Origin of the sequence: Providencia sp. PROV003 (assembly GCF_045040775.1) — a bacterium.
Lineage (GTDB): Bacteria > Pseudomonadota > Gammaproteobacteria > Enterobacterales > Enterobacteriaceae > Providencia > Providencia huashanensis.
In genome coordinates, this window is sequence record NZ_CP096369.1 from 3,204,927 (window position 1) to 3,225,600 (window position 20,674).

The 20,674-nt window shown below is 36.3% G+C and carries 13 protein-coding genes; 5 read left to right on the plus strand and 8 right to left on the minus strand.

All coding sequences use genetic code 11. The features are described from left to right. Positions 1–74: 74 nt before the first annotated feature. A complete protein-coding gene (locus M1F14_RS14715) occupies positions 75–551 on the minus strand; it encodes a GNAT family N-acetyltransferase (RefSeq protein ID WP_042843836.1) in 477 nt (158 codons plus the stop codon). Between the two features lie 414 nt (positions 552–965). Here M1F14_RS14715 and M1F14_RS14720 point away from each other — a divergent pair, with 414 nt between their 5' ends. The 3 genes from M1F14_RS14720 to M1F14_RS14730 all read left to right on the plus strand — a co-directional run bounded on the left by M1F14_RS14720 (position 966) and on the right by M1F14_RS14730 (position 9,664). Further along, positions 966–2,708 (plus strand): ABC-F family ATP-binding cassette domain-containing protein, encoded by a 1,743-nt coding sequence (locus M1F14_RS14720; protein WP_048607160.1) that lies wholly within the window; start codon positions 966–968, stop codon positions 2,706–2,708. Positions 2,709–2,956: 248 nt separating this feature from the next. After that, complete coding sequence (locus M1F14_RS14725; RefSeq protein ID WP_181469262.1) at positions 2,957–4,651, plus strand: hypothetical protein; 1,695 nt, start codon at positions 2,957–2,959, stop codon at positions 4,649–4,651. A gap of 123 nt (positions 4,652–4,774) precedes the next feature. Further along, positions 4,775–9,664: an RHS repeat-associated core domain-containing protein gene (locus M1F14_RS14730; protein ID WP_181469261.1), complete on the plus strand. Its 4,890-nt coding sequence runs from the start codon at positions 4,775–4,777 to the stop codon at positions 9,662–9,664. A gap of 187 nt (positions 9,665–9,851) precedes the next feature. On the opposite strand, the gene M1F14_RS14735 is transcribed toward M1F14_RS14730, so the two are convergent. The 5 genes from M1F14_RS14735 to M1F14_RS14755 form a co-directional block, all read right to left on the minus strand. After that, a complete protein-coding gene (locus M1F14_RS14735; protein ID WP_042843838.1) occupies positions 9,852–10,064 on the minus strand; it encodes a hypothetical protein in 213 nt (70 codons plus the stop codon). Then, complete coding sequence (locus tag M1F14_RS14740; RefSeq protein WP_232370530.1) at positions 10,057–10,551, minus strand: PadR family transcriptional regulator; 495 nt, start codon at positions 10,549–10,551, stop codon at positions 10,057–10,059. Before M1F14_RS14740 ends, M1F14_RS14735 begins: the two co-directional genes overlap by 8 nt. A 288-nt stretch (positions 10,552–10,839) precedes the next feature. Beyond that, positions 10,840–11,988 carry a tyrosine transporter TyrP gene (gene tyrP, locus M1F14_RS14745; protein ID WP_230232918.1) on the minus strand — a complete coding sequence of 383 codons (1,149 nt, stop codon included), beginning with the start codon at positions 11,986–11,988 and terminating at the stop codon, positions 10,840–10,842. Positions 11,989–12,069: 81 nt separating this feature from the next. Further along, positions 12,070–14,010, minus strand: a complete 1,941-nt coding sequence (locus M1F14_RS14750) for a pyridoxal-dependent decarboxylase (protein WP_042843841.1) — start codon at positions 14,008–14,010, stop codon at positions 12,070–12,072. A 405-nt stretch (positions 14,011–14,415) separates the two neighbouring features. Beyond that, complete coding sequence (locus M1F14_RS14755; RefSeq protein WP_395346597.1) at positions 14,416–15,426, minus strand: NAD(P)H-quinone oxidoreductase; 1,011 nt, start codon at positions 15,424–15,426, stop codon at positions 14,416–14,418. Between the two features lie 365 nt (positions 15,427–15,791). Here M1F14_RS14755 and M1F14_RS14760 point away from each other — a divergent pair, with 365 nt between their 5' ends. Beyond that, on the plus strand, positions 15,792–16,547 hold the full coding sequence (locus tag M1F14_RS14760) for an FNR family transcription factor (protein WP_042843842.1): 756 nt from the start codon (positions 15,792–15,794) through the stop codon (positions 16,545–16,547). 125 nt (positions 16,548–16,672) lie between these two features. Beyond that, positions 16,673–17,620, plus strand: coding sequence for a universal stress protein UspE (uspE, locus tag M1F14_RS14765; protein WP_048607154.1), 948 nt, complete (start codon positions 16,673–16,675; stop codon positions 17,618–17,620). Positions 17,621–17,906: 286 nt separating this feature from the next. Here uspE and M1F14_RS14770 read toward each other — a convergent pair whose 3' ends face one another. Both M1F14_RS14770 and pntB read right to left on the minus strand, forming a co-directional pair. Beyond that, positions 17,907–18,920 carry a hypothetical protein gene (locus tag M1F14_RS14770; RefSeq protein ID WP_181469260.1) on the minus strand — a complete coding sequence of 338 codons (1,014 nt, stop codon included), beginning with the start codon at positions 18,918–18,920 and terminating at the stop codon, positions 17,907–17,909. A gap of 353 nt (positions 18,921–19,273) precedes the next feature. Next, complete coding sequence (gene pntB / locus M1F14_RS14775) at positions 19,274–20,662, minus strand: Re/Si-specific NAD(P)(+) transhydrogenase subunit beta (RefSeq protein WP_042844348.1); 1,389 nt, start codon at positions 20,660–20,662, stop codon at positions 19,274–19,276. Positions 20,663–20,674 lie beyond the last annotated feature (12 nt).

The following is a 20,674-nucleotide window of genomic DNA, read 5'->3' on the forward strand; positions in this document are numbered from 1 at the left end:
TTACTGGCTTACTTGAATAAACTTTAAAAACATCTTTAATATTACATTTACAAGTTGTTTATTTTCTACAAAAATTAACTAGCAAATATTGCAATTGTTTTTTCATCCATCCGATAACGAACCCACTCATCTTGTGGCTGTGCACCGATACTTTTATAAAAATCGATTGCGGGCTGATTCCAGTCTAAAACGCTCCATTCAAGGCGCTGACATTTGCGCTCTACAGCAAGCGTTGCAATGTATTTCAATAATTTTTTCCCTGCACCAGCGCCTCTGTAATCAGGAGAAACGTATAAATCCTCTAAATATATTCCATTATTCCCTAGCCAAGTTGAATAACTTGTAAAAAATACGGCATATCCTGCAGGTTGCCCGTCAATGTAACAAATTAAAGCTTCAGTATTTGAATCTGAACCGAATAACGAATTTTCAATGTCAGTAACGGAGGCTTTTACTTCATGACGAGCCTTTTCATAATCAGCCAACTCGATGATCATGTCTAAAATTAATGCAGCATCTTGGCGTGTTGCGGGTTTTATTTCTACGTTCATTAGTCATTCCCTTATAATTTGAGCATCAATTTTATGTATTACTCGCTAAAATCCCAACCATCAGAAATTTTATTCATCTCATCATTAGCTGTATAAGTTTTGTTTATACCAATAACTTACTTCTGAGTAGATAAATTAAACAGCGCATTTTAGGACATTGCTCCTTAAACAGTCTATTTGCTATGATACCGACATTGTTCAACTTAACTAAATAATAAGGAGGCTAATCTATGTTGTTGTGTGATTTAATTGAATATTCACACTTCTTTGGTAATCGCCAAAGCTCAGGCTTTCACAGTTTTATACTGCGATAACCCTGCCTGAGCGAAATTACCAATTGGGTGTTCCCTCAGCTTACTGGGTTGTCGTTCTGACAATTCCTTGGCATTTTTATGCCTAAAAATTGAGTAAGCTATGAGTACTTTATTATCTGTAAAATCATTAAACTACGATACACCAACAACGTCTTTATTAAATGATGTTTCTTTTACCTTACAACAAGGTGAACGTATAGGCTTAATAGGCCATAACGGCAGTGGGAAAAGTACATTATTAAAACTGATAACCCACCAGTTATCTCCAAATAGTGGCACTATCACTTATGCAAACCATTGCGTCACCGCTTATATCGAACAGCATTTACCTGCAGATGTTGCTAATCTGTCACTCATTGATGCTATTGTTGAGAAGCTTCCTGAGCAAGATAAAATAACAGACCGCTGGCGGGCTGAAGTTTTATTATCTGAGTTAGGCTTTACGACACAACAATGGGAACAAAAAGCAAACACAATAAGTGGTGGTCAACATACTCGTTTATTATTAGGCCGTGCTTTAATTGAACAACCTGATTTATTACTGTTAGATGAACCGAGTAACCACTTAGATCTGCCTACCCTTATTTGGTTAGGTGATTTTCTGCAATCATGGAAAGGCAGCTTTATACTTGTTTCCCATGACCAAGCGTTACTTGATAAAGTGACCAACTGCACATGGATTTTGCGGGATAAATCGCTCCATTTTTTTCGGTTAGCTTGTAGCGCCGCTCGTCAAGCGCTAATTGAAAAAGATATTGCAGACGAACATCGGTTTCAGGCAGAGCAAAAGGAAATTGACCGCATAACCTCAAGTGCTAAGCGCTTAGCCATATGGGGACACGTGTACGATAACGAAGCACTTTCTCGTAAAGCAAAGCAGATGGAAAAGCATATTGATCGTCTTAAGGATGACCAAACAGAAGTCACAGAGGGTTACCAATGGACATTATCTTTAAATGGCAAATCCATCCCTGCAAACCGCGTACTTGAGTTAGAGAATACCGTCATTTCAACACCTAATGGCTTGCATTTATTTACTAGTGCATTTCATCAAGTTAAAAGTGGCGATCGTATTGCTATTATCGGTGCAAATGGTTGTGGTAAATCAACATTATTGCGTCTACTTTGGCAGCACTATCAGCAAGATTTACGCTATAGTTCGCAGCTAAAGTTTCATCCTGCAATTAGCACTGGTTATTATGATCAGCAACTTGCGCAGCTAAATGATAATGACACTCTACTGGATGCATTACGCCCTTTTGCACCGTTAACAGATGAACAACGCAAAATGGCCTTAATCAGTGCAGGTTTTGCTTATACTCGTCACTCACAAAAAGTAGCAACACTGAGTGGCGGGGAACGCTCTAGACTGTTGTTTATTGGTTTAAGTTTGGCTCAATATGAATTATTGTTACTGGATGAGCCAACAAACCACCTTGATCTTGAAGGGAAAGAAGCACTAAGCGAGCAAATCCGCCAATTTTCAGGGGCATTACTGGTCGTCAGCCATGATAGGTGGCTGATTGAAAATAGCTGCCAACGTTTTTGGTTTATTAATGATAATCGTTTGGAAGAATACCTCAATGTAGATGATATCTATCATAAAATTGAGCAGCAATCCCAACTGTTGTTAGTCAATAATCCCCCGCTTATTAATGCAAGTGCGGAGCTTGATGTTTACCCTAGCAAAGCAACTCAGGAAGATGAATTGCTAGAAAAATTGTTAGTGTTAGAGGAAAAGTTACAAGCTGACCAAAAACGCAAACTGAATCATCAAAAACCACAATTACAGCAGCAATGGATTGAAGAAATTGCCTATATACAATCTCAATTAGGTTTATAACCTATTCCCCTGATAATTCAATATTATCAGGGGAATTTATACCATTCATGTTTCTATGATAAATTTAATTTATTATAATTTTAAATAAGAATACTCTTTTTTTAGCATTCTAATTATTTATTTTTTTCATTAACATTAACAATCTTTGAATGTTAATAATATTTTTATATTTTATATATCCCATTAAAAATAAACATATAGACCAAAATTTAGTATACCTACAAACCCAATAAACAAGGTTAATTATTATGCAGAAATATAGGATCACCGATATTGAAAAAAATCATGATGGCATCACACTATATAAAATAGAAAACCTAATAACCAAAGAATATGGTGGATGGGTTAGTAGTGAAAGTAATTTAAGTCAGGAAGGTAATTGTTTTATTTTAGATGATGCGATGGTATATGGTAACGCTCATATTTCTGGTGATGCACAAATATCTGGTAATGCCTGCATATGTGACGATGCAAAAGTATATGACAATGCTATGGTTTATGGTAATGCTCTAATATCCGATAATGCAAATATTTATGGAAATGCAAAGGTATCTGATAATGCTAGTGTTTCTGGTAATTCTAAAGTATTAGATAAATCCGATGTTTTCGATAATGCTAAAGTTTCAGGCAATGCTGAATTAAGAGGAAGATGCCTTATTATGAATTCAGCTGAAATAAGCGAATTTGCTCAAATCACAGGAAAAGATTATACCGCAGTAATAATAAAAGACTCTGCTAAAGTTTATGGTAATGCCATAGTGACTAATAATTCTATTATTAGTGGCCATGCTGAGGTTTATGACAATGCGAAAATACTTATTAGTTGTCAGGTAACTAATTATGCAAAAGTCTATGAAAATGCCACTGTAGAAGGCAGTCCACTCATTAGTGAAAATGCTCAAGTTTATGGTAATGCCCTTATCAGGAATAATGCAATAATAAGAGGTAATGCGAGGGTTTATGGCAATGCGTCAATAAATTTAGGCACCGTGATAGAGGGAAATGATTATATATCGGGTATTTGCTACTGGGAGGATATTCACTCTCTATCCGCCTTAAAAATATTCATTCCTGGTGGAGGTAAAGCTGCATCTATTTATGCTAATGGCAACCACCAAGTTCAGGTTGAAATTAATATCGAAGCGAAAAACAATCACAACCAACCACTTGACATATCGCCAAAAGATATATTTAAAAACATTCAACTAGTAGATTATAAGAATGAACCGTTTTCTAATGTACTTCACTATACTGATATATGCGGAAACTATGCCCCAAACAATGGTACGTCTAATAAACAAGTTAACATTTCATCATGTATTGTCTATGTCTCTCTTAACCATCTAATTGAAGCATTTAAACTCTGTGTAAGATGTCAAATTAATCAAGATGAATATACTACAGCCCTAGAATATAATGGGAAAAATAAAATGCCTGATTATGTCCTATTGAATGTACTACCCAAACGTATTTTTTCAGAGTCCGATCTTGATAAGTACTCTCTTGAACACCCCATTATCGAGAAAGGCGTGGGTGGTTACTCAAATAGCATTTTGACTAAATACTACGTAAGATTTAATAATACAAATGGCACAATTACTCATGACGCATCATGCCAAGAGCATCTATGGTTCCACTATAAACAAACAGGTAATTACAAAGGTTGTAGCACATCAACAGACTCTTCAGTCAAACAAAATCACGATGCCGCATATACAACAACATTTCATTTCACACAAAAATGGTCCATCACTGTTACATCAAAAAACCATGAAAAAACAGGGTTATGCTTTTGGAGTTACCGTGTTTGGTATGGTGCTTTATGGAATTATAGTGAATGGGGAGAAAAAATGGCGTTTATTTTGCGTGACCAATATGGAAATGAAGCCACAATTATAGCCAAGGTAGGTAATGATGAACATATTAAATTTTATGTTAGCTAACCAACCGCATTATTATATTTATTAATTTCTCAGCATTATAAATTATAACGCTTATTATTTTAATAATGTCATAATCAAAAACATCCAACAAAAATCAATAATAAATTAAATAGATAATATTCTATGAATACATTTTTTTCACAAAGCCAAAATTTCATAAGTGCATTAAAAACAGGAATAGACCCTAGAACCGGTATTTTTTCCTTAAATATCCCTATCGTTAATATTAATTGTAACTATGGCATGGGCCCCGAAATTAACTTATCATTATGCAGTAGTTCATTACAAAATAATAATAGTGGCTTTGGTATGGGCTTCTCATTACCATTAACCACCTATGACAGTAAGAACAAACTACTTCACTTATCATCTGGTGAAAAATATCTTATTAATGATACTATTGCCAATTTTGAAGTAAAACAAAAAAAGTTAAATAATTTTATTTTTGAACGTTTTGATGATTTTTATAAAATCACCTATAAATCAGGTGTAGTTGAAATATTAGAAGGACCATCTTCGGGAAGTGATATCAAAAATACATTAAAAATCGAAAGTTATGATGGCCATTTTGTTATCCTAAAATGGGCGTTTTTTGGCTTCCCTCACCTTTTAGAAATAAAAGATGAAAATAATGTTTTATTATCGATAGACTACGAAAATTATAATCAGCCTATAATATCAATATATCCCCTATCACTAGAGTGCTATAAAATAAAATTAAAAATATTCAATGGACATTTACAGCAACTTATAAAAACAACAGAAAATTATATTTGGCATTTCAGTTATAATGAATATGGTTACATAGAAAAAATAATACATCCTACTGGGTTGGTTGAATCTATTTATTATCAAAGAGACCTCATTAGATTCCCTGAGGATATATACCCTGCACTAATTGCCGCAACTCGCCATACGTTATCTTTCCAAGGAGAACAACCTGATATTGTCACCTCCTATACTTATACAAACACAAATTATTTAGGCTTTGCTAGCGGATTAAATTTCAAATCGGATACTGATAATTTATATTCGCTTTTAACTAATTATACTTATGGGTCTACAGAAATACAGAGAAGTGATGACCTAATTATAGAAACTAAACGGCTCTATAATAACTATCATTTACTGACAAATGAAATTACAACATATCAATCACATAATGGTTCTATTAATATTAATCGTACAGACTATGATTATTACGCCGTTATCGGTCTTCCTTTTGATAAGCAACCCCCTCAATTTCAATTCGTTAACAAAAAAACTATCACATGGGAAAATCAACACGGTCAAAAACGACAAGATGTTTATCAATCCGAATTTGACGAACATGGCAACCCTACATTAGAAATACATCCCGATGGTACGCGAACCATTATGCAATGGTATTCAGCAGAAGAAAGTAGCGATACCAATAATAATTTATTGTGCCCTCGCGAAAAAAATGGATTTGTCCGCTTTATGAAATCCAAAATAGTAATACCTAACCAAACTGATTATCAAACACCGACTACATCAACATATTATTCCTACAGCTACCTAGAAAATACCGAGATAATTATTTTACACCAAGAACAATATTATGCAGATAATCGTTTATTGCAAAAACGTATTTTTGAATTTTGTAGCCAGAGAAATGGTATAGAATATGGTAGAATAACAGCTAGTTATAATATTTTTTATCAAGATGGGGAAAACTCAACCCACTTCGATTCAAAACAATCTATTAGCACTTCTATACAAAACCAGCAAATAGTTCAAAAAAATCAATTTCAAGGGCATGATGGTTGCCAATTAGCAACAATGAAAAAACTATCAATGCTGAGTTTATGTTTGCTGAGTGAAATAAATAGGTTAGGCATTCAAACTAATTATACTTATGACCAGATTGGCCGGATATTGAGCCAAACTGAAGCTGTGGGTTCCGCCTATGAGCGAACAATATATTGGCATTATAAAATCACTCATTTAGGCCCTATTACTTATGAAAAAGACTCATATGGTAATCAAGCAAAAATACTCTTCAATAGTTTAGGTTACCCTATAAAACAATATCAATTTGATAATGATGGAACCCAAGAATGGTACGAGGTAAAGCATCAGAAATATGGGCCATTAGGTAACCTACAAGCAACAACAGAACAAGATACCCAATTTTCTGATAGAAAACAGCAGTGCTATACCATAAATACAACCTATAAAAGAGACTCATGGGGTGAAATTACCACGACAAGGCTTAATAATAATTTTGAAACACACCGAATAGTTGACCCAATCTTATTAACCGAAACACATACTCAGCAAGGTTGGTTAAACGGCCAACATCTACAAAGTGGCCAGTGGATGACTATTCTTAATAAGAAAAATCAATTGCCCAAACTCACACTACGTATTGATTCGAATAGTGAAATTATTGCCTCTCAACAACACTTTTGGGACGGTTCAGGGCGTTTACGTAAACAAATTGATGAGTTAGGCAATCCTATTGAATGGACCTATGATGTGTATGGTCGTGTTCTTAGCCAAACATTACCTGATGGCACAGTAATTGAACAAACATATGTCCCATATTTAATGGGAAAAGAAGTTTCATCCATTCAAGTAACTGATATCAATGGCCATTGCTGGGTTCTAGGAAGCCAAGAATTTGACAGTTTAGGCCGTTTAACCCTACAAGAAAGCGGCAAACGAGTCACAACCTACCAATATGATAACGCATCCCCCTCGCCTTCATTCATCACATTACCTTCAGGAGAAACCGTACATTATGAGTATATCCCTGAATTAAATAATGCCATAAATAAGGTCAATGTATGTGGCGTCACTCAGGAGTTTGAATATGATTTAGCCACCGCAGAACTGTTACATTCTACAGAAAAAGACACAAAAGTGAGCAATCAATGGAATAATTCAGGCACATTGAAACGAGAAACAATGATTTTATCGGGTGTAACTAAGCAGACTGAATATCAATGGACATTGCAAGGAAAGCCCGTGTCATACCATGATATTACAGGGGCAAAAACAGACTATCAACGAGATAAATATGGTCGATTAAGTCGAATTTTTGATAGTGCTCTGATATCTGATTTTACCTATGATGCGCTGGGTCGTTTAATTACGCAAATAGTAACTGATAATTCTACCCATGCTTTTATACTCACCACATTCACTTACAATGAGTTTAATCAGGAAATTAGACGGAGTATCACCGATAACCAAGGTTCTCAATTGGTTATTCAAAGTATATGGCTAAAAAATGGCTTACTATCATCCAAACATACGACATTGGATAATAAGCCCGTAAAAAATGAAAAATATCGCTATGATAAACGTAATCGTTTAATAGGTTACTCTTTTGAAGGTAATGAGCACCCTATAGACTGCTATGGGCAATCAGTTAGACAGCAATTTTATGATTACGACCCATTAAATAACCTTATTCAGGTACGCACCGTACTAAAAAACCACGAAGTGGATATTGCCCAGTACCATTACAATAATAAAGATGACCCTACACAATTAACCGCCATATCTCATTCACACCGTAATTACCCTGCGAATATTCCACTTGAGTATGATAAATGTGGTCGTCTGATACTAGATAATGCAGGTAGGACATTACACTATGACCCTCTAGGGCGGCTTATTCGCGTTAATGGGCTGGAAAATAGCAAATATGGCTACAATGCTCTAAATCAAATTGTGAGCCAAACCGTCAAAAATAATCAAAATCATCAACTCTATTACCGCGCCGACGAGCTAGTTAATGAAATCACCACAGAAAAAAACAACAAAATTCGTTTAATAAAAGCAGGTCATACTTGCTTAGCTGTTGGATGTAATACTGAACTAACCTTAATGGCGAATGAATATAATGACAATTTAATATGGTCTTTAAATACAAACAATAAGCTTAGCCAGTCCCACTCTAGGTTGCCATATGGCGAAGATAAAACAACAGAACATTTTCTTGGCTTAAATGGTGAGCGAATTGACCCAATTACAGGTGTTTATCACCTAGGCAATGGTTATCGTGCATATAACCCATGCCTAATGCGCTTTCATTGCCCTGATAGTTTGAGCCCTTTTGGCAAAGGGGGGATAAATCCCTATGCCTATTGTGCCGGAGACCCGATAAACCGGATTGACCCATCAGGGCACTTTAGTCTTAAAGCAATGAGTGGGTTAGCGATTGGGGCATTAGGGATAATTTTCTCTGGTGTAACATTTGGTGCATCATTAGCAGCCTCTGGCGCCATCATGGCAAGTATTACACTAATATTAAGTGTTGCCTCAGATGCTACGGGGATCGCTAGCATGTTAACTCGGAAAAGTGACCCCCAAGCTTCAAGTATCTTAGGCTGGGCATCTCTTGCACTGGGTATTGCCAGCATAGGTACTAGTGTAAGTAGCCTTAAGCTCAATTCCAATAGGCTATTTTCTATACTAACAAACAAAAATAGCTCACCTCTCAGTACAAAATTAACAACCTTTGGTGGCAAAATGGAAGGGATGGTCCCTATGGGGAAAGATTTTTATTTTTTTGAAGATATCTATCATAATGAAAAGCGACTAAATATTGTTGCACATGGAATAAAACAACAAAACGGTACCGCACTACTCTACAGAAGCGCTCAAAATCATATGACCCCAAATGAATTGTATGAAATATTATCAAAAAGAAAAGACTTATCTAATTATACCAATATACGCACAATTATGTGCCACTCAGGAAATGGAGGAGAGCAGTCATTTGCAAAACAGTTAGCTAGGTTAACCAATAAACCCGTAAAAGCGTACTTAGGGCCCGTAACTGGAAATTTTGAAACCGAGGAAGTCAATAAAATTTTGCTGGGTGCGACGCGGCGTTATGGAGACGAGGGGCTCGAATATATGGTTAATCTATTTTCCCAAAAATATGAATTTCAAATAAGAAAAACCAATCCTTATTCGATTTTTTCATCGGAATATTTTTCCTATAAATATGACCCAATAAAATTTAACCCATAAAGGTAACAACATCATTATACTGATGGCACAAGCTCAATACCTTTTTCATTAGCAGGACAGTACCCACCTTTGTTATACAACCGCTGTCCTCTGGAGTTTTTTATTGGTTTATCAATAAAATAAGTTACCCTATCAATAATTATTTATAAAATACTTTTTTTAATAGCCTAAATACTAAACAAGCTTTTTAGTATTTTAATTTTTGTTTTTTATTTTTTGCACGTTTAAAATAAGAAGTTGGCACACTAGGGCAAACGACTTCTTTGAATTTTACGTCTTTATTTGAAGGTTGTATTGCTTCACCGTCAGCGGGTGTTGAGGCTTTATTCTTCTGTGTTTTGTTAGTATCTTTCATATATGATTGCTCATTCACTTGTATAATATCATTTGTTTTAGCCATTTGATTTTCCTTCTGTCACTAATACTGCATTCACTTGTTCTATTCTTTCTACTGCTCGATTGATGATCTCAACCACTTTAGTCGATTCATCCTTCGTCAATTGTTGAAGAACAATTTTATGCCTTAACAATGATTTAAATTTATCTACTGCACATTCAATTTCATTAGCAAACTGATTTCCGGCTTTCAATTCCTGTGCATATTTTAATTTTAGCTGAACCTCAGCTAAAATCTCGGCTTTGAGCAATAAAAAACACCGCCCTTCAGGTGTGATCACATAGCATTTACGGCCTTTCCCGTTATCTTTACCCTCTGTGATAAAACCTAATTCTTCTAACAAAGTCAAAGTTGGATATATCACCCCTGGGCTTGGGCAATAAAAACCAGCGGTTTCTTCCCCAATTTTTTTAATTAGGTCATAACCATAGTTTATTCCCCCTGTCAGTAAATGTAAGATATATATCCTCAACTGTTTTGGGTTGAACATGCGACTGACACTTTTGCCATTACATAAGCATGACCCTGACTGCGGTTCCCTTATCATTAAAACTCTCAGTGGTTATTCGCTATCAAAACCGATATATCTAACATAATAGCCATTTTTATAGAAAATGCTAGCTTTAGATATATCGGTTTTTCTCATATCGTGCTAATGATAATCATTCGTATATAAATCATACCAGCAATGTCGAGATAATATGGTGAAAAAATGCGATAAACTGACGATGAAAAAACCAGCCATTAAAATATGACTGGTTTACAATAAGAATGGTAATTAGCCTATATTAGGTAATATATTGAAAACTATACCTAACTGAACACCTATAACGATAATACCACAAATGAATACCAGTGATAACCCTAACCCGCCACCTAAGACTTGATACTTACGTTGATTTAATGCTCTGGATTTAAACGCCATCGCACTAGGTAATAACAACGCCAATATTGAAAGTGCTATCGCGGCATAGCCTAACGCCATCACAAACCCTTTCGGATAGAACAAGGCAAAAACTAGTGGTGGAGCAAAAGTCAGTATTCCGGTTTGTAAACGCCCTGATGCGTTATCTTGCCGTTTGAACAAATCCGCTAAGAAATCAAATAACCCTAATGCAACACCGAGGAATGACGTTGCTAAAGCGAGACTCATAAACATTTGAGCAACCAGTTCGGTTCTTTCAGATTGCGCTACATTTTTAATAGCATCTAACAGCCCGTTTAACCCTGCATTTTCAGCAAGAATACCCACGAAGGTCGTTGTACCTATACTTCCAAGAGTTGCTATTTGCCATAAGATATAAGCGATTAAAGGAATAGCACTACCAATGATAAATATGATCCGTAATTTTTTTACGTCTCCTCCCATATATTTAACAATACTAGGCACACTACCATGGAAGCCAAAAGAGGTAAAAAATACCGGAATAGCAGATAATATCAGTACCTTTTCAGTCGGCGCCGACAGCAAATTTTGCTGTTCTACATGTGGTATCATTAACGCCAAAATAATCACTAAAAATACAATTTTTGCTGTAAACAATATACGGTTAATAAAATCTACCGATGACGTGCCAAAACAAACTACCCCGCCGCCGATTACTGTAAATAGTACGATCCCCATCCAATCAGCCATTTCAATGGCCAAACTGCTGTTTAAATTTGATGTGATAATTTCCCCTGCACCACTAACGTAAGCTGCTGTCAGAGCATACATCAGAAACATCATGCTAAAACCGGTAATAAACTTACCGCCTGAACCTAAATAGCGCTGAGCAACACTCCCGATCCCCGTTTCATGGGATTCATGTTGATAAACTTCAACCAATAATAATGCGGTGTAACACATCAATGCCCATAACACTAATAGCATGGCTAAACTGGCCATAAAACCATTGCCAGCGGCTGCAATTGGCATAGCCAACATACCTGCGCCAATCGTAGTACCTGCAACAATAAAAACACTACCAAGCGTGCGATTTTTCATATTGAGATCCTAGCAAGTCAATTAAACACTAATTTTATAATTGGAATGATTGAGTTTATTTTCTTCATCAACGAGTTGTTGTAGCTTGTCTGCAAAGATATTTTTTAATTCCGCCCAGTAATTATCGAAATGCCCTTTATCTCGTAAACAGTGAGTCATAATTGCCGCCCTTAATACATATACTGAACGGACCTTCTGCCACTCTTCATCTGAAAAATGTGCGTCTCGGCATAGTTTTAACGGAGTATCTCCATATTCTTCATGAGTTAACGAAGTTGAGGATGTTAGAAAATCATTAGAATAAGTGCGCCCTGAAGCATACGAACACAGCTCATATAACCGTTTATTTAATTGGTTTTGCTTTTCTAATGATGTGTTGCCTGATTCGCGGAACATAAAATTCACCATGTGGAAATCAGGTGCGGGCATTGCAGCAATTGAAAATTGACGGTCGCCAATAATAAATGGCTCACATTGGTTAATTTCCTGAATTATCCAATGAGCCGTCGTTACTCCTGCCGCGATCACCTTCCCATAGCCTAAAAGATTTAGCGGCACTAAACGATGTGCCGCCCATACCGCAGCTGCGGTTGCCCCAGATTTTGAACCTTCCATAATAGAAGAACCAAGCAACACATTCTGTACTTTGTCCGTTTTACGCTGTTTTTCTTGTACTTCCTCAAATACATAAGCAGCATGATAAGAAATCAAATCGACAATGCGCTTATCTTTCATACAAATAGCGCCAGCTGAATAAGGAATGAAACCAACTTTATGCGGGTCAACAGTAATAGAGTCGGCTTGGTTTAGTGCTTTAAAACTCTCGTATACCTCAGGCTTCGGCCAAACGATCTCTTTAGGGAATATCCCTTCACTATGATAGCGTTTAATTAGTGCATCATAATCAATGAATTGATTATTTTCATCACGGAACATTGCACAAGCATACCCCGCATAAGCTGCATCAATATGCACATAAAATGAAACCCCGAAACGCTGTTCGCATTCCTCACGTAACTTAATGACTTCTTTAATGTTATCAATTGATCCTGTTTCTGTTGTACCCACAACAGCAACCACAGCAAGGATCGGTTCACCCCGCTCTATCAATGAAAAGACCGTTTCACGCATTTTTTGTACATCAGTTCGGTAACTTTCATCGACGGGTAACTGGACGATGTTCTGTTGACCTAAACCAAGAATATCCATCGCTTTCATCCATGAATAATGCTTGGATTGCGGCACTAATAATTTACCTAATTTTCCTTGCTCAATACCAACACCACGGCACGTTAAATCACGAACCTCTTCAAAAATGTGGCGTTTTTTTAATTCATCAATTAAGTCCAATATTTTACTAACCGGCAAATTCAGTAATTCTTTTTCTGATTTACCATTCAGTAAATGTTGTGCTTCTGGGTGTTGCGCAACAGCTAATGGTAACGTTTTGATGTTTCGTGCCACCCATAACCCTTCATAATTGGCCACCGTACCACCAGAGGTAATATGCCCCCAAGCTTGTTGTACGTCATAGCCAAACATAGCGCATAAATCTAAACCAGCTTCTACTTCTAATACCGTTGTTGTAGGTGAAGATTCTTGTGCACAGTTATTGGGGTTGTACATCATCGCCATCACATAAGCGAGATTAGAGATCATCAGTGTATCGGCATTCATATGCCCCATATAACGGGGTGAAAACCAAGGAACAGATGTTGTTTTTAGCTTTGAAGAGAGTTGGTTAAGAATACCCTCGGTACGGTATAATGTATCCCTATATTCAGGGGCATACCGGTCAACAGTAGAGATAAGGTCAGGGTCTTCAGGGTGGTATCCTGAACGCCAATGCATGTGCTCTGTGATGGAATACTCCATCATCTCTTTGAAAAACACCGCATTTTCTGATTTAGGGCCTAAGAACAAGGCATCGACATTCATTTTTGAATTTTTAAAATTATTCATTATTACTACACCTTCAAACTACAAATAACTTACGTTAATTGTCTTTAAGTTAATTAACTTAATATCATTGGAAAGTGCATAACGGGCTGTGTGTTTAAAAGACATCAATATGTTAATGATATACATTTTTTAAATATCATTTAACAAGAAAATATTGATAGACAAACCGTTAATGGCCAACTTATCTATAGATATAATCTATTCCTATTAAATTATTAATAAACTAATAAGAATTTCGTTCGAAATTGTGGGCGGGGACAAAAAATCAATAATTATTTAGCTGTAAAGAGATATTTACGGTAAAAAGACTTGATAGTGTAAATTATTTGTTATAAATGACAAGTGCTTTCACTACTAGCACATGCCATCAGCCAGTAGTGAAAACGCCAAGAAAAAAACAAATAATTAATTGTTTAATAAAACTATTTTACCCAGCAAATCACCAGATTCCATATGTTGATGGGCTTCTTTTACCTGTGTCAATTGGTACACTTTGTTAATAATTGGTTTTATTTTACCTTTTTGCAACATATCCCAAACTTGTGTTTTAAGATCTGTTGCAATCAATGCTTTTTCTTCAGTTGAACGGGAACGCATTGTTGAACCTGTATGAACTAATCGTTTTACCATTAACGGCATCATATTTAATTGTTTAGGGTTACCTTTCATCATGCCAATTTGAATAATCCGGCCAAATTTAGCGGCTACCTGATAGTTTTTCTCGACATAATCACCGCCTATAATATCCACCACCATATCAACCCCTCGTGATAAGGTGTAATTTAAAGCCGCTTCAACAAAATCATCGGTTTTATAATTAATGACACAATCAGCTCCTAGCTTTTTGGCTGCGTCAACTTTTTCTTCTGAACCAACAGTGGTGATCACTACTGCACCAAATGCTTTCGCTAACATAATCGCAACACTACCAATGCCGGATGTTCCTCCATGAATAAGTACCGATTCATCTTTTTTTAACTTACCAATTTGGAACACATTGGCCCAAACTGTGAAAAAGTTTTCTGGAATGCAGGCGCCTTCAATAAAAGATAATGAACCTAGCGGCAACGCTATGTCCTTATGTACTAAGCAATATTGCGCATACCCTCCACCTGCGACTAATGCACAAAGCTTATCGCCTAATTGCCACTCATCAACGTCATCAGCTTTAGCTACAACAGTTCCAGCAACTTCAAGCCCCATAATTGACGATGCATCTGGAGGCGGTGGATAAGCCCCTTTTCTTTGAAAAATATCCGGTCGATTAACCCCTGCGGCCTCGACTTTTACTAACATATAACCTGCAGAAATTCTTGGTAGTGGTTTTTCTATTAATTGCAATTTTTCAGGCCCACCAGGTTCTATAATGTCAACAGCGGTCATTGTCGTCGGTAAAGATGGTTGAGCGTGTATCATCATAATCTCCCTTCTTAAAGTTAAGTTGAAAAATTGATATTTATAAATTTATTTTTGTGTTAAATTAATGCTAATTAGTTTAGTATTTATAGCTTGAAAGTCATATTTCTAAGTAATTATTATCGAAGTGATAGCAATCACCTTTTTTACTGTTTAGAGGTCAAAATTTAATCTACATCAAATTTAATCTTTAATAATCTTCTTTAATTTAGCATTAACGTCTAAATACGCTAACAATTAGCTCCTCTCTAATTGGCTTTTTTATCTATTAAGTCGATTCTGTCATACATTACTACTTACCAGTCTCATTATCTTATGTTAAAATTGACGCATATCAATAATTTTAACTTGATTGAGCCTTAAATATGATCCCAGAAAAAAGAGTTGTTCGTCGCATCCAGTCTGGTGGTTGTGCTATTCATTGTCAGGACTGCAGTATTAGCCAACTTTGCATTCCTTTTACACTGAATGAACATGAACTGGATCAACTTGATAATATCATCGAGCGCAAAAAGCCTATCCAAAAAGGCCAAGCTTTATTTAAAGCTGGTGATGAGTTGCGCTCATTATATGCCATTCGCTCCGGTACAATAAAAAGCTACACAATAACTGAGGAAGGCGATGAGCAAATTACCGGTTTCCACTTAGCTGGTGACCTTGTTGGTTTTGATGCCATTATTCATACACAGCACCCAAGTTTTGCACAAGCACTTGAAACCTCAATGGTTTGTGAAATCCCATTTGAAACATTAGATGACTTATCAGGCAAAATGCCTAATTTACGTCAACAAATTATGCGATTAATGAGCGGTGAAATTAAAGGTGATCAGGAAATGATCCTTTTACTGTCCAAGAAAAATGCTGAAGAACGATTAGCTGCATTTATTCTTAATTTATCTCATCGTTTTGCAGAGCGTGGTTTTTCACCAAGAGAATTTAGGCTAACCATGACTCGTGGTGATATTGGTAATTATCTCGGTCTAACCGTTGAAACTATTAGCCGTCTTTTAGGTCGTTTTCAAAAAAGTGGTATGCTTAGCGTCAAAGGCAAGTACATTACTATTGAAGATATGACGAAGCTAACTGATATTGCAGGTAAAGTTACAGCTATTACATGCTAACCATCCTAAACGGATCACATTCTTAGTGGTCCGTTTTCGTTTTTTTTCCCAGATTTCTTGCCTATTTAATGCCAATATCATAGTTTATCTATGTGGAAGTATCCGTATATCGAGAGGATTTCAATATGGCAAACTATAAAAACCTGCTAGTTGCAATTGACCCAAATCAGGATGATCAACCTGCATTAAGACGTGCTGTCTACATCGTGCAGCGTAATGGTGGACGGATAAAAGCGTTTCTTCCTATCTATGATCTTTCCTATGATATGACAACATTACTCTCCCCTGAAGAGCGTAATGCAATGCGTAAAGGGGTCATTAGCCAAAAAGCGGCCTGGATTAAACAACAAGCCCATTTTTACCTTGAAGCTGGGATTGATATTGAAATTAAAGTTATTTGGCATAACAAGCCATATGAGGCCATTATCCAAGAGGTTATTAGTGGAGAACACGACCTGCTACTGAAAATGGCACATCAAACCGACAATTTTGAATCAATAATTTTTACCCCACTCGACTGGCATCTACTTCGTAAATGCCCTGCGCCAGTTTGGATGGTAAAAGATAAAGTTTGGCCTGATCATGGCTCAGTTGTAGTGGCCGTAAACTTATCAAATGAAGAATCCTACCACGACGATCTCAATATTAAACTGGTTGAAAAAACTCGGGATTTAGCAACCCGTATCATTAAAGAACAAGAGATTCATTTAGTGAGCGCGTATCCTGTTGCACCGATGAATATCGCCATCGAGCTGCCGGATTTCGATCCTAGCCTATACAATAACGCTCTTCGAGGCCAACACCTAATCGCGATGAAGGAATTACGCCAAAAGTTTGCTATCGATGAAAAATACACTCATGTCCGTGAAGGGCTACCTGAAAAAATAATTCCCGATATGTGTGAAGAACTACACGCCGGTGTAGTTGTATTGGGGATTTTAGGCCGTACAGGGATTTCTGCTGCCTTTTTAGGTAATACAGCTGAGCATGTGATTGATAAACTCAAATGTGACTTATTAGCCATAAAACCGGATGGCTTTGTATGTCCTATCAGTGCAGCTGATGATGATTGATTTCACTTCCCTCCATTTTTAATGGGGGGTTCCTATTAACACTTATTTCTACATTAAATAGCGGCCAAGGTTTCATCGGGTTGTAAATGACCTGATTAAACCTATCAAGCTCTACCTCATCTCAGGCTTATATTGTAAAACCATCTTTCAATATTTTGTCGTCATCAGTAGTAAATTATCCCCCTGTAAAACAGGGGGAATAATAAAGATGTAAAAGCAATTTAAATAAGCTAAAACCATCATAAAAAATACAATTTGCTCAAAGTTGAGCAGATTTGGAAATATTTTAAATAGAAATTTTCACAAATAAAGGAGCGGATTTTATAGTATTATTGATTTCCTCTGTTTTAGCATAAGCCGCATCAGCATCAGTTGTATTAAAAATCACAACACAATCAATTAATTTATTCTCTAAAAAACCAATGAAATCATTTTTATTCACTACGCCAAACGTGATGTTATTATCCAAACCTGAAATAACTTTATTGCTATTTTCATAATTATCTATATCCTTAACAACCTTATTAGCCAAATTAATATATGATGTTTTCAGATTAAATACTTTTTTTCTGGTATCTAAAGTTCGATTATGCTCTACTCGCTCAAACTCAGTCATTTCTTTACTATTTAATTCTTCATTTAATCTACTAATATTAGCATTTAATTCCACCATATCTCTTTCAAAATTACTTACATGTCTAAGATGATTTGGCCCAGTATATTCCCCATTTTTTTCATAGTTATTTATCGCGGAATAATTTTTGTTAGCCTTATACAATAATTCCCCATGCTTACGGTAAAGAAGTGTAGCTTCAAGCTCCACATTGATTAAATACCTTTGAACATCATGAGGTAGGTCAGGCAATATTTTTCGTAATTCACTCCCTATTGCAGGGATATTATCGAACTTATCGAACATCCCTTTTAGCTTTGTAGAACGTTCCAAAATTGAAGTAGCAGCCTTTTTTCGAGAGCCTGGATTATCAATATAACCTCTTATTTCAGATATTAATTTATTATGAGTATCTATGCTACCATTTAATTCATTATAATGATTATCAATCTGTTCAAGATACTCCTTAACTAATCTATATTCTTCAGGCTTAAGTATTTTACTCTTTCCTTGGAGGTCTACCTTCAAGATACGTTGGCGTTCTGGCTCATTTTTTGCCATATATTTTTCATATAGCTCAGTTATTTCTCGCACATATGAAATATTATTATTTGTAGAAATTATGGAACATTCTAAATCAATAATATAATTAGCCTGAGTAGCTTTATCAAACATAGCATTTTTCATTTTAAAACTCCGTTTTTAAAAAATAAAAAAGTAAGGGCAGAAAAAACAATAATACATTAAATATCCAAAAACAAATTTAATATTCGTATATTACGCGCATTAAAATAACAATAAAAAAATACCATTATCACAATGAATGATTATTTAAAATAGATAATAAGACATTTGATGATGTATGATTTTATTTTCCATCTAAACTTTAAGGTTAAATAATGTATCTAATACCTTATTTAATAAAGCCATATCCAGTTTTATGCTTAATATATTAACAAGGCTTAACACCATAAAAGTGGGGCTACTGGTATCGACCAATAGCCCCATCATATTAATTAAACGCTTTAATTATTTAGTAGTTATAGTGCACGTAAGATGGCATCAACGCTATCTTTCGCATCACCAAATAACATTTGGGTATTTTCTTTAAAGAATAATGGGTTTTGTACACCGGCATAACCTGTATTCATCGAACGCTTGAATACAATGACATTACTCGCTTTCCAAACCTCAAGCACTGGCATCCCAGCTATTGGGCTATTTGGGTCCTCTTGTGCCGCAGGGTTAACTGTATCGTTAGCACCAATAACTAGCACAGTATCGGTATCAGAAAAATCGTCATTAATTTCATCCATTTCTAATACGACATCGTAAGGAACTTTCGCTTCCGCCAATAATACGTTCATATGCCCTGGTAAGCGCCCAGCAACTGGGTGGATACCAAAACGAACTTTGACCCCACGTTCCCGCAACTTAGTGGTAATATCAGCAACAGGATATTGAGCTTGCGCCACAGCCATACCATAACCTGGAGTGATGATCACTGATGTTGAGTTTTTTAGCATTTCAGCGACTTCTTCCGCTGACGTTTCACGATACTCGCCCATCTCTTCTTCAGAGCCAGTCGATGACCCATCGGTACCAAACCCCCCCGCAATAACACTAATAAATGAGCGGTTCATTGCCTTACACATAATATAAGACAGAATTGCACCTGAGGAACCAACCAATGCACCAGTTACGATCAGTAAGTCATTACTTAACATAAAGCCTGCCGCCGCTGCTGCCCAACCTGAGTATGAGTTAAGCATCGAAACAACGACTGGCATATCAGCACCACCAATAGAGGCGACCAAGTGCCAACCAAAAGCTAATGCGATCACAGTCATGATTAACATTAAGAACACTTGTAAACCAACGCTTTGGGTCTTAACGAAAATCACTAACAAAATAAATGAAACAACCAGTGCCGCTAAGTTAAGTTTATGTCTATTTGGCAACATCATCGGTTTAGATGACATTTTGCCTGACAACTTGCCGTAAGCCACAACCGAGCCCGTAAAGGTCACCGCACCGATAAAGATACCTAAGAAAACCTCAGTTAAATGAATATTTTCCATTACGACATCAGCATGTGCTTCACTTGCGATAAAGCTATTGAAACCGACTAGTACCGCAGCTAAACCAACAAAGCTATGTAAAATAGCCACCAGTTCAGGCATTTCCGTCATTTCAACTTTTTTTGCTAAACGGACTCCAATCACGGCACCAATCACCATGGCAACGATCATCCAGCCCACATTTGCGCTATGGGGACCTAATATGGTAGCAACGAGTGCGATAGCCATCCCCACGATGCCATAAGTGTTCCCTCTTTGAGAACTTTCATGGCGCGATAGCCCCGCAAGGCTAAAAATAAATAGGATAGCAGCAACAATGTAAGCCGCTGTCACAATTCCACTTGACAACATAAGTTACCC